15 protein-coding genes are annotated in these 15,881 nt (G+C 71.7%); 8 read left to right on the top strand and 7 right to left on the bottom strand.

Annotated features, from left to right (window positions below):
* The first annotated feature begins 133 nt into the window (after positions 1-133).
* Positions 134-715: a hypothetical protein gene (locus tag DNL27_RS02960; RefSeq protein WP_239494430.1), complete on the top strand. Its 582-nt coding sequence runs from the start codon at positions 134-136 to the stop codon at positions 713-715.
* A gap of 36 nt (positions 716-751) precedes the next feature.
* On the opposite strand, the gene DNL27_RS02955 is transcribed toward DNL27_RS02960, so the two are convergent.
* Positions 752-1,426: a peptidyl-tRNA hydrolase gene (locus DNL27_RS02955; RefSeq protein WP_112234663.1), complete on the bottom strand. Its 675-nt coding sequence runs from the start codon at positions 1,424-1,426 to the stop codon at positions 752-754.
* A 221-nt stretch (positions 1,427-1,647) separates the two neighbouring features.
* Here DNL27_RS02955 and DNL27_RS02950 point away from each other — a divergent pair, with 221 nt between their 5' ends.
* Positions 1,648-2,094, top strand: a complete 447-nt coding sequence (locus DNL27_RS02950) for an HD domain-containing protein (RefSeq protein ID WP_112234662.1) — start codon at positions 1,648-1,650, stop codon at positions 2,092-2,094.
* Between the two features lie 151 nt (positions 2,095-2,245).
* On the top strand, positions 2,246-4,003 hold the full coding sequence (locus DNL27_RS02945; RefSeq protein ID WP_239494429.1) for a bifunctional 3'-5' exonuclease/DNA polymerase: 1,758 nt from the start codon (positions 2,246-2,248) through the stop codon (positions 4,001-4,003).
* Between the two features lie 96 nt (positions 4,004-4,099).
* On the opposite strand, the gene DNL27_RS02940 is transcribed toward DNL27_RS02945, so the two are convergent.
* Both DNL27_RS02940 and nth read right to left on the bottom strand, forming a co-directional pair.
* Positions 4,100-4,882: a CoA pyrophosphatase gene (locus tag DNL27_RS02940; protein WP_012397532.1), complete on the bottom strand. Its 783-nt coding sequence runs from the start codon at positions 4,880-4,882 to the stop codon at positions 4,100-4,102.
* Positions 4,883-4,893: 11 nt separating this feature from the next.
* Positions 4,894-5,757 (bottom strand): endonuclease III, encoded by an 864-nt coding sequence (nth, locus tag DNL27_RS02935; RefSeq protein WP_204360342.1) that lies wholly within the window; start codon positions 5,755-5,757, stop codon positions 4,894-4,896.
* Positions 5,758-5,940: 183 nt separating this feature from the next.
* Here nth and acs point away from each other — a divergent pair, with 183 nt between their 5' ends.
* Together acs and aroQ are read left to right on the top strand one after the other, a co-directional pair.
* Positions 5,941-7,890: an acetate--CoA ligase gene (gene acs, locus DNL27_RS02930; RefSeq protein ID WP_112234660.1), complete on the top strand. Its 1,950-nt coding sequence runs from the start codon at positions 5,941-5,943 to the stop codon at positions 7,888-7,890.
* Positions 7,891-8,142: 252 nt separating this feature from the next.
* Positions 8,143-8,589 (top strand): type II 3-dehydroquinate dehydratase, encoded by a 447-nt coding sequence (gene aroQ, locus DNL27_RS02925; RefSeq protein ID WP_229577867.1) that lies wholly within the window; start codon positions 8,143-8,145, stop codon positions 8,587-8,589.
* A 162-nt stretch (positions 8,590-8,751) separates the two neighbouring features.
* On the opposite strand, the gene DNL27_RS02920 is transcribed toward aroQ, so the two are convergent.
* On the bottom strand, positions 8,752-9,936 hold the full coding sequence (locus DNL27_RS02920; protein WP_112234658.1) for a MarP family serine protease: 1,185 nt from the start codon (positions 9,934-9,936) through the stop codon (positions 8,752-8,754).
* Positions 9,937-10,191: 255 nt separating this feature from the next.
* Between DNL27_RS02920 and DNL27_RS02915 the strand changes: the two genes are divergently transcribed.
* Positions 10,192-10,869, top strand: a complete 678-nt coding sequence (locus tag DNL27_RS02915; RefSeq protein ID WP_012397527.1) for a Crp/Fnr family transcriptional regulator — start codon at positions 10,192-10,194, stop codon at positions 10,867-10,869.
* Between the two features lie 211 nt (positions 10,870-11,080).
* On the opposite strand, the gene DNL27_RS02910 is transcribed toward DNL27_RS02915, so the two are convergent.
* From DNL27_RS02910 to DNL27_RS02900, 3 genes are read right to left on the bottom strand one after another with little or no spacing between them, the layout of a single operon-like run.
* Positions 11,081-11,995 (bottom strand): hypothetical protein, encoded by a 915-nt coding sequence (locus DNL27_RS02910; protein WP_112234657.1) that lies wholly within the window; start codon positions 11,993-11,995, stop codon positions 11,081-11,083.
* A 2-nt stretch (positions 11,996-11,997) separates the two neighbouring features.
* Positions 11,998-12,477, bottom strand: coding sequence for a RidA family protein (locus tag DNL27_RS02905; protein WP_058955917.1), 480 nt, complete (start codon positions 12,475-12,477; stop codon positions 11,998-12,000).
* Between the two features lie 19 nt (positions 12,478-12,496).
* Positions 12,497-12,691 carry a DUF4177 domain-containing protein gene (locus DNL27_RS02900; RefSeq protein ID WP_012397524.1) on the bottom strand — a complete coding sequence of 65 codons (195 nt, stop codon included), beginning with the start codon at positions 12,689-12,691 and terminating at the stop codon, positions 12,497-12,499.
* Positions 12,692-12,808: 117 nt separating this feature from the next.
* Here DNL27_RS02900 and DNL27_RS02895 point away from each other — a divergent pair, with 117 nt between their 5' ends.
* Together DNL27_RS02895 and DNL27_RS02890 are read left to right on the top strand one after the other, a co-directional pair.
* Complete coding sequence (locus DNL27_RS02895) at positions 12,809-14,950, top strand: transglycosylase domain-containing protein (RefSeq protein WP_112234656.1); 2,142 nt, start codon at positions 12,809-12,811, stop codon at positions 14,948-14,950.
* On the top strand, positions 14,947-15,876 hold the full coding sequence (locus DNL27_RS02890; RefSeq protein WP_112234655.1) for a metallophosphoesterase: 930 nt from the start codon (positions 14,947-14,949) through the stop codon (positions 15,874-15,876). Before DNL27_RS02895 ends, DNL27_RS02890 begins: the two co-directional genes overlap by 4 nt.
* The last annotated feature ends 5 nt before the right edge of the window (positions 15,877-15,881 follow it).

The following is a 15,881-nucleotide window of genomic DNA, read 5'->3' as shown; positions in this document are numbered from 1 at the left end:
GCCACCTCGGGATTGTGGAGCGCCGCCGACGGCCGGTCAGGGCGGAACGGGCTGTGCAGTGACCCCGCCGCGCGCCGGGAACTCTGGCCGGAGGGCCATTGTGGTAACGGACTCACACCGCCACCATGGATTGATGGATATCAAGCCGGTCTCCCGTACGTCAGTCGTCGGCGCCCTCGCCCTCTGGTTCGTCTACGTGGGGCTCGTGGTGCTCCTCTTCCGCTGGGCGAGCGGCGAGTTCGCCCCGATCGTCGTGGCTGGGGCCGTGGTGGCGGGCGTGTCTGCGGCCATCTTCAGCCTGGTGGCCTGGCGCCCCGGCGTCCGCCGGGACGAGGGGTGGGAACTCACGGTCCACGGTGCCCGCTGCCAGGGCCGGGCCCATCTGGATGTCCCCGCCGAGGACGTGCCGGGACTGGTGGAACGGGTATGCCAGCGCAATGAAGAGCTGGGGCTGCGGACACTCGCGGCTCACGGCGGCACGGCAACAACGGGGCCCTCGTTCCGGACGTGGGGCGAGCGCCTGCGCTTCGCCATCCGCCCGTCCTCCGACGAGGGCTCCGAGGTGGAGGCCACGTGCCGCCCGGTGGTCCCGTTCGTGGTCTCGGACTGGGGTCGAAGCGAACGGATTCTCCGCGAGTTCCTGCGCGCCCTGCACCAGGAATCCCTCCAGCCACAGGCCCCGTTGCACACCGCCGGGCTGCCACACACCCCCTAGAGGGGCGCCCGTCTCACAGGGTGAGGGGGACTCTGCTCACCACCACGCCCGCGTGGTGTCCGTGGGTCCGTCCAGCTCAGTCAGCCCGGAATCCGTGACCGTCACCGGCCGCCGCGCCCCGGTCCACTCCCGCTCCGAGGGGAACACCACCCGCACGCGGTAGTCGTCCGCCCGCCAGCGGTCCCGCACGTCGGCGGGCATCTGCTCCCACGCAAGCTGCGCGGCGTGCCCGCACTGCGCCGCGAGCTTGCCGCTGGAGATCCCCAGCCCCGGAGCCACCTCCACGGTCACCACGGCGTCCTGGGCCCGTGACACGCCGCCCGCCGGGAACTGCGTTCCGGACACCTGCAGCTTGTGCAGTTCTCTCGGAAGGGGGCGCACCGGGGCCGGGACGAACGCGCGCACGGCGGCCGCGGCGTCGTCGTCCGAGCCAGCGCGCACCACCGTGACGCCGGGCAGGGACTGGACGTCCTCCCAGCGCTTGCCGTCCGCGCGGCGCACGAGCTTGCGGATCTGGACGTCGCGCCAGGTTCGCACGGCCTCGTGCCAAGGCCCGCCGGGGGCGCTGCGCTCGTCGGCCAGCAGGGTGACGACGGCGCTCGCGGCCGCCTCCGCCACGTCCACCTCGCGTGCCGGATCGGCTCTGTCCCGGTGCACGACCAGCTGCATGGCCCACGGCACGTCCTGCTCCACGTTCGCCTCGCTCATCATGCCGCCCAGTCTCCCACCGACCCCGCGGAGCACGACGCCGCCCGCTCCCCGGCCTGCGCGTCCCGGGTTCGGGAGCGGCCGCGGTCGCTGATGCGTGTCCTGGCCATCCGGTAGACCTGGAAGCATCAGCGGGACAGGTCGTGCTGGCAGAAAGAACACGTGGGCGGTTCCCCGGCCACGGCGCAGCACGCACCGCTCCCGCCCGGCATGCAGGAGGAGCCATGAGCACTCTCACGGACCGCGCCAGGGACATCGCCACCCGGGCGCACCGGGGCCAGACGGACAAGAGCGGCGCGGACTACATCGACCACCCACGCCGCGTCGCGCAGCGGGTGCGCCACTACGCGACTGCGGACCAGCAGGACGCCGCACAGGTGGTGGCGTGGCTGCACGACGTCGTGGAGGACACCGGGGTGACCCTCGACGACCTCCGCAAGAACTTCACCGAGGACACCGTCGCTGGAGTGGACGCCATGACCCGGCGGCCGGGTGAGGACGGCGAAGACTACTACCGGCGGGTGGCCGCCCACCCCCTGGCGCGCGCCGTCAAGCAGGCGGACCTGGACGACAACACGGACCCCGCCCGCATGGCCCTGCTGGACGAGGACACCCGCGCCCGCCTGGCGCGCAAGTACGCCCACGCCCGGGAGGTGCTCGCCGCCGGGTGAGTCCGGCGGGCGAACCTTGGCGCGTTGGTCTGTTCGGCCATCGGTCCGCCGCCGAACACGCAGCACACCCGGTCCCCCGCAGAGCTCCGGCCGGGCGGCCGCTCAGTGCCGCGGGCCGCCACTGTCGGAACCCCGGCCCATAATGAACCCCATGCACATCGTGGTGGCCGCCGCCGAGCCCGGGACCTGGGTCCTGCAGGTGGTCTCCGCCAACGGCGAGCGCGCGGGGCAGGAGCTCACGGTGGCGGACGCGGAACTGCCCGGCGTCGTCGCCCAGCGGGAGGAGGCGGCCGCCCGCGCGGGCGTCCAGCCCCCGGTGTGGACCTGGCAGGACACCTCCGTGCCCGCCGCGCTGCTGTGCGCCGCGGGGGTGTGGGTCACGCGGTGCCGGGACCTGGGACTGTGCGCCATGATCCTGGCCACGGCCTCCACCGCCCCGGGATCGGGCGCGCCCGACGACGCCGGGGAACCCCGTCCCCTCGCCTACCGTCCCGTGCTCGAACCGGCGGACCCGCGGCACGTCCCCGGACCCCGATCGCCGTCCCCCGCGAGCAACCAGGGCTCGCTGTTCGCCGTGGCGGAGGAGCACGGACCGGGCGTCGCGGAGCTGATCGCCGAACTTGCGGCCCAGACCAGCGCGTGCGCCACGGCCCGGAACCCGCAGCGTCTCGAACGGCTGCTGAGCCTCGAGTCCCAGGGGGCGCTCGTGGCCGCGGACATGCGCCACCGGGGCATCCCGTGGAACCCTGCGGTGCACCAGCAGATCCTGGAGGACATGCTCGGCCCGCGTCCGGCAGGTGAGGAGCGCCCCGCCCGGATGCAGGAGCTCGCACAGGAGGTCCGCACCGCACTGGCCGCGCCCGCCCTGAACCCGGACTCGCCCGTGGAGCTGCTCAAGGCCCTGCGCAACGCCGGGGTGGACGTGGACACCACCCGCGCGTTCAAGCTCCAGGAGTGGACGCTCGTCAACGGTCAGCCGCAGGAGCAGCGCGTGGCCACGGTGACGCCGGTGCTCGAGTACAAGAAGCTCTCCCGCGTCTTCTCCGCCACCGGGTGGCACTGGCTGGACACCTGGGTCCACGAGGGCCGCTTCCACCCCGAGTACGTGGTGGGCGGCGTCGTCACCGGCCGGTGGGCGGCGCGCGGCGGGGGTGCCCTGCAGATCCCCAAGTACATCCGGGACGCGGTGCGCGCGGACCCCGGTCACGCGCTCGTCGTCGCGGACGCCGCCCAGCTGGAGCCGCGCGTGCTCGCCATCCTCGCTCGCGACGACGCCCTGGCCGAGGCCTCGCGCGGCCGCGACCTCTACACCGCCATCGCGGAGCAGGGCCAGGCCCGCGGTTCCGAGCTCACGGAGCGCTCCCACGCGAAGCTCGCGCTGCTGGGGGCCATGTACGGCGCGACGTCCGGGGCGGGCGGCCGGTTCATGCCACAGCTGACCCGCATGTTCCCGCGGGCCGTGGGCTACGTGGAGCACGCGGCGCGCGTGGGCGAGCTCGGCCACCAGGTGTGCACCTACCTGGGCCGCTGGTCCCCCGCGCCGGGCCCGGAGTGGTTCGAGGTGCAGCGCGCCACGGACACGCAGGCCGGCGAGCGCCGCGCCGCGCAGGCGTCCCGCAGCCACGGCCGGTTCTCCCGCAACTTCGTGGTCCAGGGCTCGGCGGCGGAGTGGGCGCTCGCGTGGCTCGGCCACATCCGTCAGGGCCTGCACAGCGCGGACGTGGACGCGGAGCTCGTGTTCTTCCTCCACGACGAGGTCATGGTGCACTGCGCCGAGCAGCACGCGGACCGGGTGCAGCAGATCGTGGAGCACGCCGCGGGGCAGGCGGTGCACACGGTGTTCGGCACGGTACCGGTGGAGGTCCCGGTGGCCACGACCGTGGTGACGTCCTACGCGGACGCGAAGTAGAGGCGCTGCCTCACCCACCCGACGGAGAGGCCACCCGGATGCGGCCTCCGCGACCGGGCCACCACATGCGACAAGCTCACGCCGCCCGGCCTGGCTCTACGTCTTCGGCCCCATCCCCGGCGCCGGCCGCTTCACCGAGCGGTCCCACTCCACGGACCACCCGAGCCACTCGAGCACGCGGTCCAGCACCACGCCGGTGAAGCCCCACACGGTCACGGTCTCGGGGGCCCCGGCCACGGAGACGTCGAACGCCGGGGACTTGTAGGTCTGGTTCCCCCGGGTCACGGTCGCGTAGTAGCGGTGGGCGGGATTGATGAGATCCAGCACGGGCACACGGAACACCAGGGAGGACTCGGCATGGTCCACCACGTCCACGGGTGACTGGCTGCGCCACCACCCGATCACGGGGGTCACCAGATGGTTGCTCACGGGCAGCGGCACCTCGTGCAGTGCTCCGAGCACCTCCACGCCGTCCGGGTCCACACCGGTCTCCTCGTGGGCCTCGCGCAGCGCCGCGCGCACGTGCGGGGCGCTCACGGTTCCACCGGGGGTCTCCAGGGTGGTTCCGGGTTCGCCGTCGGGTGGGTCGAGGCGCCCGCCAGGGAAGGCCACCTGACCGGGATGCGCCCGCAGGGTGGAGGCACGCTGCACCAGCAGCACGTCCAGGTCCCGCCCGGGGCCCTCCGCGTGCTCGGCGTAGGCGGAGGGCACGCTGTCCAGCGCGCCGAAAAGGATGAGCACCGCCGAGTGCCGGAAGTTCTCGTTCAGCTGCCCGATCCGCCACGGCTCGCGGTCGTGCATGACCACGGAGTCGCCGTGGCGCGCGAGCTCCACGAGCTGCTCGCGCGGGCCCGCGGGCATCGCTGAAGAAGTGGTCATCGTCCGTCCTTTCACGCGCTGAGCGTGTGTCCCTCGGCGCGCAGCTGCCGCCGGGTGCGTCCCGCCATGAACCCGGCCAGCAGGTCCTCGCGGCCGGGTTTCAGTTCGTAGCCGAGCAGCTGGCGCGCCGCCTCCGGGTCCGTGGGGCCCTCGCCGTAGGAGGGGCACAGGTCTGCCACCGGGCACACCCCGCACGCGGGCCGGCGGGAGTGGCAGATCCGCCGTCCGTGGTAGATCAGCTCGTGGGACAGCTCGGTCCACAGCGCGGGCGGGAACAGCGCCGCCACGTCCGCCTCGACCTTCACCGGATCGTCCTGGACGGTCCACCCCAGCCTGCGCGCGAGCCGCCCGAAGTGGGTGTCCACGGTGATCCCGGGCACCCCGAACGCGTTGCCGAGCACCACGTTCGCGGTCTTGCGCCCCACGCCGGGCAGGGTCACGAGCTGCGCGAGCGTGCCGGGCACGGCGCCGTCGTACTCGTCCACGACGCGCGCGGCCAGGGCCTGGATCGAGCGCGCCTTGGAACGGTAGAAGCCGAGGGAGCGCACCATTTCCTGGACGTCCTCGGCGGGCGCCTCGGCCAGCTCGCGCGGGCCGGGGTACGCCGCGAACAGCCCCGGGGTGACCGCGTTGACGCGGATGTCGGTGGTCTGCGCGGACAGGACCGTGGCCACGAGCAGCTGCCAGGCGTCGTCGAAGTCCAGCTCCGCCACGGCGTAGGGGTACGTCTGCGCGAGGATCCGCTGGATGCGCCGCGCGCGCCGCGTCCTGGACAAGGCAGTCTCACTCCCGGCACGACGACGCCGCGCGGCCGCCTGCTCCGCCTGCCGCGCCGGGACGAAGCGCACGTGCTCGGCTGCGGCGGGGGTCTCCATGCCCTCGATCATGGTGCGCCCCGTCACGGGGGTCAAACCCGCCCTGGCGCCGCAGAACCGGGCCGACATGCGCCCGCACACGATGGAGGGCGCCCGCGAGGTTCCACTAGGCTGAGCGGGAGAATGTGAACTGCACCACGCGTCCGCGCAAGCGGCGCGTACCGGCCCCAGTGAAGGAGCACCATGACCCCGGATCCCGCAGCCCAGCCGAAGACCTTCGCCCCGAGCGAGGAGTTCGCCGCCCAGGCCAACGCCACCGCGGAGCTGTACACGCAGGCCGAGGAGCAGGGCGAGGAGTTCTGGGCGAACCAGGCCCGTGACCTGCTCACGTGGTCCACCCCGTTCACCGAGGTGCTGGACTGGTCCAACCCGCCGTTCGTCAAGTGGTTCCAGGACGGCACCCTCAACGCCGCGTACAACGCCGTGGACCGCCACGTGGAGGCCGGCAACGGGGACCGCGTGGCCCTGTACTTCGAGGGCGAGCCCGGGGACAGCGCGTCCTACACGTACGCGCAGCTCAAGGACGAGGTCTCCAAGGCGGCGAACGCCTTCGAGGCGCTCGGCGTGGGCAAGGGCGACCGCGTGGCCGTGTACCTGCCCATGATCCCGGAGGCCGTGATCACCATGCTCGCGTGCGCGCGCATCGGTGCGATCCATTCGGTGGTCTTCGGCGGCTTCTCCGCGGACGCCCTGCGCTCGCGCATCGAGGACGGCGAGGCCAAGCTCGTGGTCACCGCGGACGGCTCCTACCGCCGCGGCAAGCCCACCACGCTGAAGCCCGCCGTGGACGCCGCCCTGGAGAAGGGCGGGGACACCGTGCAGCACGTGGTGGTGGTCAAGCGCAACGGCGAGGACGTCGCGTTCCAGGACGGCCGCGACGTGTGGTGGCACGAGATCACCGAGAACGCCTCCACCGAGCACACGCCCTCGGAGCAGAACGCCGAGGACCCGCTGTTCATCCTCTACACCTCCGGCACCACCGGCAAGCCCAAGGGCATCCTGCACACCACCGGCGGCTACCTGACCCAGGCGGCGTTCACCCACAAGAACGTGTTCGACCTCAAGCCGGAGACGGACGTCTACTGGTGCACCGCGGACGTCGGGTGGGTCACGGGCCACACCTACATCACCTACGCGCCGCTCGTGAACGGCGCCACCCAGGTGATCTACGAGGGCACCCCGGACTCCCCGCACCGCGGCCGGTTCTGGGAGATCGTGCAGAAGTACGGCGTGAGCATCCTCTACACGTCCCCCACCGCCATCCGCACCATGATGAAGTGGGGCGAGGAGATCCCCGCCGAGTGGGACCTCAGCTCCCTGCGCCTGCTGGGCACCGTGGGCGAGGCCATCAACCCCGAGGCATGGACCTGGTTCCGCAGGGTCATCGGCCAGGACCGCTGCCCCATCGTGGACACGTGGTGGCAGACCGAGACCGGCGCCATGATGATCTCCCCGCTGCCCGGCGTCACGGCCACCAAGCCGGGCTCCGCACAGGTGCCGCTGCCGGGCATCGCCGTGGACGTGGTCGACGACGCCGGCACCTCCCTCCCCAACGAGACGGACGGCTTCCTGGTGGTCCGCAAGCCGTGGCCGTCCATGCTGCGCACCATCTGGGGTGACGACGAGCGCTTCGTGAACACCTACTGGGGCCAGTTCGGGGACAAGTACTTCGCCGGTGACGGCGCCAAGCGGGACGCGGACGGGGACGTGTGGATCCTGGGCCGCGTGGACGACGTCATGAACGTCTCCGGCCACCGCCTGTCCACCCCCGAGATCGAGTCCGCGCTGGTCTCCCACCCCTCCGTGGCGGAGGCCGCCGTGGTGGGCGCCGCGGACGAGACCACGGGCCAGGCGGTCTTCGCGTTCGTGATCCTCTCGGACCAGGCCACCGCCGAGAACCGGGACGCCGCCGAGCTCGCCGAGGAGATCCGCGCGCACGTGGGCCGGGAGATCTCCCCGATCGCCAAGCCCAAGAAGGTGCTGATCGTCCCCGAGCTGCCCAAGACGCGCTCCGGCAAGATCATGCGCCGCCTGCTCAAGGACGTCGCCGAGGACCGCCCCGTGGGGGACGTCTCCACGCTCGCGGACCAGACGGTCATGCAGCAGATCGTGGACTCGCTCGGCACCAAGTAGCCCACCTGCACGCTCCGTTCACGACGCCGCCGCGGCGCCTTCCCCACGGGAGGCACCGCGGCGGCGTCGTCCGTGGCGAGTGCCCCGCGACGGGGACCGTCAGACGCCCGGGCGGCACCCAGCAGAGCAACGGCCCGGGCGGCGCCCGCCGGAGGAACGACCCGCGCGATCTGCCCGGGAGACCCGGGAGGGCCACCGCGGCGTCGTGCGTCCGCGGCACAGTGGGCGGGACCGATGCGCTTGAATGGGGGCATGAGCGAGCTGCCGATCCACGTCCTCAACGGCCCGAACCTGAACACGCTGGGCACGCGCAAGCCCGAGATCTACGGGCACACCACCCTGGCGGACGTCGAGGCCGACGTGCGCGCCAGGGCGCAGAGCTACGGGCTGGAGGTCGTGTTCGAGCAGTCCAACTGGGAGGGCCAGCTCGTGGACTGGATCCAGCGCGCGCGCACCGAGGCGTGCGGGATCGTGATCAACCCCGCCGCCCTGACCCACTACTCCGTGGCCATCCACGACGCGCTGGAGATGTGCGAGATGCCGGTCGTGGAGGTGCACATCTCCAACGTGCACCGCCGGGAGGCGTTCCGCCACACGTCCTTCGTCTCGCCGCGGGCCACCGCGGTGATCGCCGGGGCCGGGGTGCTGGGCTACGAACTGGCCGTGGACGTGGTGGCCCGGAACCTCGGCCTGGGCTGAGCGCACCGCACCTCAAGGCGGCGCAGCCGCAGCGGCACCGACGCGCCGCTGCCCGGACGGGCCGTCCCGCAACTGCACCGGACACCCACGCCCCCGTTACGCACGGCCCACTCAGCCACGGCTCGGGCAGGAGCGGCCCGGGCAGGAGCGTCGCGCCAGGGATCAGGGCACCACGCACTCGCCCGTGGCCACGGACTCCGTGGAGTCCCCTGCCGCGGTGAGCACCTCGCGGACCCGGTCCACGGGAATGGCGTAGCCCACCTGGTCCTGCACGGCCTTGGCGAAGACCACGCCCACCACGTGGCCGTCCGCGTCGAGCAGCGGCCCGCCCGAGTTGCCCTGCTCCACCTTGCCCGCGATCTGGATGATGCTGCGGGTCTGTGTCTCCCCCGTGGTGACGTTCTGCACGGGGGCCACGGCCTGGCCCTGCACGGTGGCCGCCCGCAGGGTGTAGGGCCCGCCCAGGGGGTAGCCCGCGAAGGACACGGCCTCGCCCTGGCTCACGGTCTCGTCCATGCTCAGCGGGGCCTCGGGCAGGTCCGGGACGCGCAGCACGGCGAGGTCCGAGGCGGCGTCGTACTGCACGGTACGGGCGGGGTAGGCGCGGCCGTCCCGGGTCTCGACCACGGGCTGGTCCACGCCCGCCACCACGTGAGCGTTGGTGACCACGGTGCCGGGCTGGACCACGAAGCCGGAGCCCGTCTGGTTCTGGGCGCACTTGGCGGCCGTGCCGTAGACCTGCACCACGGACTGCCCGGCGTCCGCGACGGTCTGCGAGTCCGGGGTGTCCTTCGGATCGGGGGCGGCCTGCGTGGGGAACAGCAGCTCGTCCAGCTGCCGGATGCCCTGCGCACCGCTGATCGCGTTGCGGGTCTGGGTCATGGCGTGGCGCACCGGATCCGGGGTCATGCGCTCGATCCCGCGCAGCACCTGGGAGGACGCCACTTGCTGGGAGAGCCCCGGCAGACCCATCTGCCCCACCAGGGAGCCCAGCAGGGACATCACCAGGCCGGCCACCACCACGTTGAGCACCGCACCGCCGAGCCGGTCCAGCAGACCCACCCCGGACTTCTCCAGCAGCTCGGACAGGGCCCTGCCCAGCACGGTGCCCAGGTACTCGCCGAGGGCCAGCAGCGCCAGGACCGTGAGCAGCACGGTGGGGATCTGCCACTGGGTGTCCACGTACGCGGCCACCACGGGACTTGCCCAGAAGGCCAGCACAGCGCCCAGCAGCAGGCCCACCAGGGCCGCGAACGAGCGGAAGAAGCCTCGGCGGAACCCGGCCACCAGGTACGCCAGCAGGACGACGATCAGCACGGCGTCCAGGAGGTTCAGGGCCAGGGTCATCAACGGTCCTCGGGAAGTTGAGGGGTCACGCGGGGATCCACCGCGTGTGGGCACGAGCATACGGTGGGTGCCCGGGCGCCACACGAATCCCGCGGCCGCACCCCGGATCACGGGCTCCCTCCGGGGAATTTCCTGGACGTCCACACGGAGCACCCACCCCCGGGTGGCCCTGAACCGTGTGAAACTCGTTACTATGTAACGTAATCATGCACGTGGCCCCACCGGGGCACACCCTTCTTCGTGAGGAGATCTACCTTGGATACCGACGTCCTGCGCCGCGCTCCGCTTTTCGCTTCCCTGGACGACGAGGCGTTCGCGGCTCTGACCAAGGAGATCACCGAGGTGGACCTCTCCCGCGGCGCCACCCTCTTCTACGAGGGCGATCCCGGGGACCAGCTCTACTTCATCGTCTCCGGCAAGATGAAGCTCGGGCGCACCGCGAGCGACGGCCGTGAAAACCTCGTGGCCGTCATGGGCCCGGGCGAGATCTTCGGTGAGATGGCGCTGTTCGACCCCAGCCCGCGTTCCACCTCCGCGACCGCGGTGTCCGAGACGCGCCTGGCCGGGCTCAAGCACGAGAACCTGCGCAAGGTCATCCAGCACTCCCCCGAGGTCTCCGCCCAGCTGCTCCAGGCCCTTGCCCGCCGGCTGCGCCGCACCAACGAGAACCTCGCGGACCTCGTGTTCTCGGACGTCCCCGGCCGCGTCGCCAAGGCCCTGCTGGACCTCGCGGACCGCTTCGGGCGCCCCGCCACGGACGGCATCCTGGTGGCCCACGAGCTCACCCAGGAGGAGCTGGCCCAGCTGGTGGGCGCCTCCCGCGAGACCGTCAACAAGGCCCTCGCCGAGTTCGTTCAGCGCGGCTGGATCCGCCTCGAGGCGCGCGCCGTGGTCATCCTGGACCTGCAGCGCCTCAAGCAGCGCTCGCGCTGACCCCCGTCACAGCATTCACGACGACGCCCACGGCACCTGCCGCGGGCGTCGTCGCGTTGTGCACGCGCTCACCGTGGCGTGCGTCGCGTACCGGCCCGGGCGGCGTCGTCCGGCGGTGGGGTGTGCGGCTGCTCGCGGTGGGGTGTGCGGGTGTCCGCCTTGAGCACACCCGCAGCGGCGGATCCCAGCGGGGCGGGTGCGAGGTCCGGTGTCAGCCGTCGAGCACGAGGACGGGTTCGCCGTCGCGCAGGTCCAACCGGGGGCTGCGCACCCGCAGGTCCCGGCGCGCCGCGAGGAACGCCACCGCGGAGGACGCCTCGGCCACCGCCTCCACGGCGCACTGCACCCCGGGAGTGGTGAGCTCGTGGAACTCGAAGTGCCTCGGATCGTCCGTGAGCGCGGAGTCCTCGGCCTGCTGCCGGAACAGCTCGGGAACCGGCGTGGACCACGGGTCCTCCAGCAGCGTGCGGGCATCCACCCACCCGAGCCACGCGCGCCCGCGCTGGGTGGCCAGCGGACTGTGGCGCTGACCCACGGGCACCGCCGCCGCGAAGAACTGCAGGTCCACCCGCTGGTGCACGAAGTCCGAGGTCACCCAGTGGGACAGCGGGCGCAGGCACTCGCTGTGGAACGCCATGCTGCGCTTGGCCAACAGGTCCGCGAAGGAGATGTCCTCCGTGGCCAGCAGCTCCCGCGAGCGCATCCAGTCCACGCCCTCCACGGTGTCCGCGACCCCGTACATGGGGGTCCCGGCGAAGAGGATCCCGGTCTCCACGAACGTTTTGCGCGCGGCGGCGACCACGCGGCGTCGTGAGAGACCAATGTCCTCCGAGAGCAGCCGGTGCGCCCACTCGGCGGGGGACGGCCCGCACCAGCTCAGGGGCTCGTCGTCGCTGGTCTCGGTGATGCCGCCGGGGAACGAGAGCGTACCCATGGACTGGCGCCCGGGGCGGTGGAGCATGAGGGTCTCGACCCCGTGCTCGCCGTCACGCACGAACACCGTGGCCGCACCGTGGCGCGGCGCGGACCCGTGCATGCCGAGCCCGCGCTCGAGCCACGCACGGGCCGCCTTGGAGTACACGCGGGGCACCGCGAAGATGCGCTCGCTCCCGCGGGGGGCGTCCATGCTCAGCCGAACTCGACGATCAGCTCGACCTCCACCGGGGAGTTCAGGGGCAGGACGCTCACGCCCACCGCGGAGCGCGCGTGCACGCCCGCGGCCCCGAACACCCGACCCAGCAGGGTGGAGGCACCGTCCACCACGGCGGGCTGGCCGTGGAAGTCCGGTGCGCTGGCCACGAAGCCGGTGACCTTCACGATGCGGCGGATCCGGTCGAGGTCCTCGATCTGGGACTTCACGGCGGCAATCGCATTGAGCGCGCAGCGCTCCGCGAGCTCGGCGGCCCGCTCCGGGGACACGGTGCCGGCGGCGCCGGAGTCGCTGACCACGCCGGTCTCCGGCAGGGCCCCGGACACGAGCGGCAGCTGCCCGGCGGTGTACACGTACGTGCCGCTCACCACGGCCGGTGCATAGGCCGCCAGGGGCTTGGCCACCTCCGGCAGCTCGAGCCCCAGCTGCGCCAGGCGCTCCTCGAACTTCTCACTCATGGTTCGACCTTCCCGCCGCTCAGGGCTTGGGGCGCTTGAAGTAGGCGATCGGGTTGTTCTGGACGGGCGCGTTCATGTTCCCGGCCGGCGTGTCCGCGGCCTGGGTGCCCGGCAGGACGGTCACGAGCTCCCAGCCGTCCTCCCCCCAGTTGTCGAGGATCTGCTTGGTGGCGTGGATCATGAGCGGAACGGTTGCATATTCCCAAGTGGTCATGGCCTCCACACTACTTGCCGCGACACTGTCAGGCGCGTGCGCGCACCCCGGGAGAACACAGTGTGACCCCTCCCGCGCCCGCCCGGTCCACCCCGCCCCGGCTTGTACACTGGCGCAATGGCATCACGCAACAACTCGGGCTCCGAGCCCACGTCGGTCCTGGGCAACGTCGTCGCGTTCATCGCCGTCGCCGTGGTCACCGGAGTGGTGGCGGCCGGACTCCTGGTACCCCCCGCCGCGGCCGCCGGGCTGGCCGCCAACGCGTCCGTGGGCTGGTTCAAGTCCCTGCCCGCGGACATGGAGTCCGGACCCGTCTCGGAGGCCTCCACCGTGGTGGCCAAGGATGGCACCGAGATGGCCAAGTTCTTCGCGCAGAACCGTGATCCCGTGCCGCTGGACCAGATCTCCCCGAACATGCGCAACGCGCTGCTGTCCATCGAGGACCGCGACTTCTACGACCACGGCGGCGTGGACCCGTGGGGCATCGTGCGCGCCATGGGCAACAACCTGCTACGCCCCAGCACCCGCCAGGGTGCCTCCACCATCACGCAGCAGTACGTCAACAACCTGATCATCGACCAGCAGGTCCGGGCCGGTGAGCAGGCCAGCACCATCGGTGCCGACAAGGGCGTGGTGGACAAGATCAAGGAGATCAAGCTCGCCCTGTCCATGGAGCAGGAGAAGTCCAAGGACGAGATCCTGGAGGGCTACCTCAACATCGTGCTCTTCGGCGGCTCCAACTACGGCGTGGAGGCCGCGTCCCAGTACTTCTGGGGCATCCCGGCGTCCAAGCTGAGCATCGCCCAGTCCGCCACGCTCGCGGGCATGGTGCAGTCCCCCAACTACTACAACCCCGAGGTCAACCCCGAGGCGTCCACGCAGCGGCGCAACGTGGTGCTCGACACCATGGTCCAGACCGGGTCCATCACGCAGCAGCAGGCGGAGCAGGCGGCCAAGGAGCCCATGAAGCTGGACATCCACCACACCAACTCGGGGTGCTCCGCGGCCAAGACGGCCCCGTACTTCTGCGACTACGTGGAGAACGAGGTCATGCAGTCGGACTCGTTCGGCACCACCCCGGAGGAGCGGCTGGCCACGCTGCAGCGCGGTGGCCTGACCATCCGCACCACCCTGGACCCCAAGGCCCAGAAGGCGGCGGACACCCAGGTCAACGCCACGCAGCCCAAGGACAACAACCCGGACAGCGTCTCCACGTCCCTGATCTCCCTGGAGCCGGGCAACGGGCACATCGTGTCCATGGCGCAGAACACCAACTACTCCGCCGCGGAGGGCATGTCCAACACCACGTACAACTTCAACGTGGACACCTCCATGGGCGGGGCCGGCGGCTTCCAGGTGGGCTCCACGTTCAAGCCGTTCACCCTGGCCCAGTGGATCAACTCGGGCAAGGGCGTGAAGGCCAGCATCGACGCCCGCAGGCTGAGCTACCCCGCGGACTACCAGTGGAAGGCCTCGTGCCTGCCCAACGGGTACAAGATCGAGCCCGGCACGGACGGCAACGGCCTCTCGTTCCAGAACGCCACCGAGGGCTACAACAAGGTGATGGACGTGGACTACGGCATCTACAACTCCATCAACTCCGCCCTGTACGCCATGGCCGCGGACCTGGACCTGTGCCAGATCGGCGAGATCACCAAGGCGCTGGGCATCCACGACGGCAAGACCGGCGACCCCGTGGACACCACGGTGCTGTCCTCGCTGCTGGGTGGTTCCGCGGACATCTCCCCCATGACCATGGCCCGCGCGTTCTCCGCGTTCGCCAACGACGGCATGATGTGCGAGCCGCGCTCCATCACCAGGGTCACGGACCGTTCCGGCAAGAACTACTCGGTGCCCGGTGACAAGTGCCAGCAGGTCATCAAGAAGGAGGTCGCGCAGGGCGTGAACTACGTCCTGGAGCAGGTGATCGTGAAGGGCTCCGCGTACCAGCGGGGCATCGGACTGCCCAACGCCTCCGCCGCCAAGACGGGCACTACCGACAACTCCACCCAGACCTGGATGCTCGGCTACACCAAGGGCCTGTCCACGGCCTCGTGGGTGGGCAACTACCAGTCCGGCTCCCGCTCGCTGAACGGGCTGAACATCGGTGGCAAGCGCGGCGGCTCCGGCACCGAGTGGGTGGACGGCGCCACGTACGCGGGCAGCCAGTGGCAGAACTACATGAAGGAGATCGCGCCAAACTACAGCACGGCGCCGTTCTCCGACCCGCCCTCGAACGTGCTGTCCACCCGCAAGTGACGGCGCCCTCCCCCGGCACCGGCCCCGCCCCGGTCGCGCGCACCCTCGCCGCGACCGGGGCGGGGCTCTTCGCCGCCGGCGCGGCCACCGTGGCCTGGGCCACGCTCGGGGAGCGCCGCCGGTTCCAGCTGCGCCAGGAGACCGTGCGGGTGCTGCCCGCCGGGTCCCGGCCGCTGCGCATCCTGCACCTCTCGGACCTGCACACGGTTCCGGGCCAGGAGGCCAAGAAGCGCTTCGTGCACTCGCTGGCCGCGCTGGAACCGGACCTGGTGGTGGACACCGGGGACAACCTCTCCCACCCGCACGCGGTGCCGTACCTGCTGGAGATCCTCGAGCCGCTTTTCCGCTTCCCGGGCGTCTACGTGCCGGGCTCCAACTGCTACTTCGCGCCGCAGCCCAAGAACCCCACGCGCTACCTGTGGCGCACCACCGCGGGCGAGAAGTCCTCGGGCGAGGCGCCCCGGCTGCCCACCGAGCAGATGCACCGCGCGTTCGAGTCCCACGGCTGGCAGGGCCTCGTCAACCGCTCGCTGCGCCGGGAGGTGGCCGGGACGGTCGTGGACTTCTCGGGCGTGGACGACCCGCACCTGAAGTACGACCGCCACCCCGGTTTCCCCGAGGGCCAGCCGACCCCGGCGGACGTCCGGATCGGGGTGGCCCACGCCCCGTACCTGCGCACCCTGGACCGCTTCGCCGCGGACCGGGCGGACATCGTCTTCGCGGGCCACACCCACGGCGGCCAGGTGTGCCTGCCCGGGGGCCGGGCCCTGGTCAGCAACTGCGACCTGGACCCCGCGATCTGCAAGGGACTCATCGACCACCGGGGCGTCCCGGTGAACATCTCCCAGGGCCTGGGCGAGTCCCGCTTCGCCCCGGTGCGGCTCTTCTGCCCACCACAGGCCGTTCTGGTCACACTCACGGACTAAAGTTC

The organism is Kocuria sp. BT304 (assembly GCF_003290245.1).
Classification (GTDB): domain Bacteria; phylum Actinomycetota; class Actinomycetes; order Actinomycetales; family Micrococcaceae; genus Kocuria; species Kocuria rhizophila_A.
Note: the sequence above shows the minus strand (reverse complement) of the source record. Positions and strands in the feature narration are given on the sequence as shown.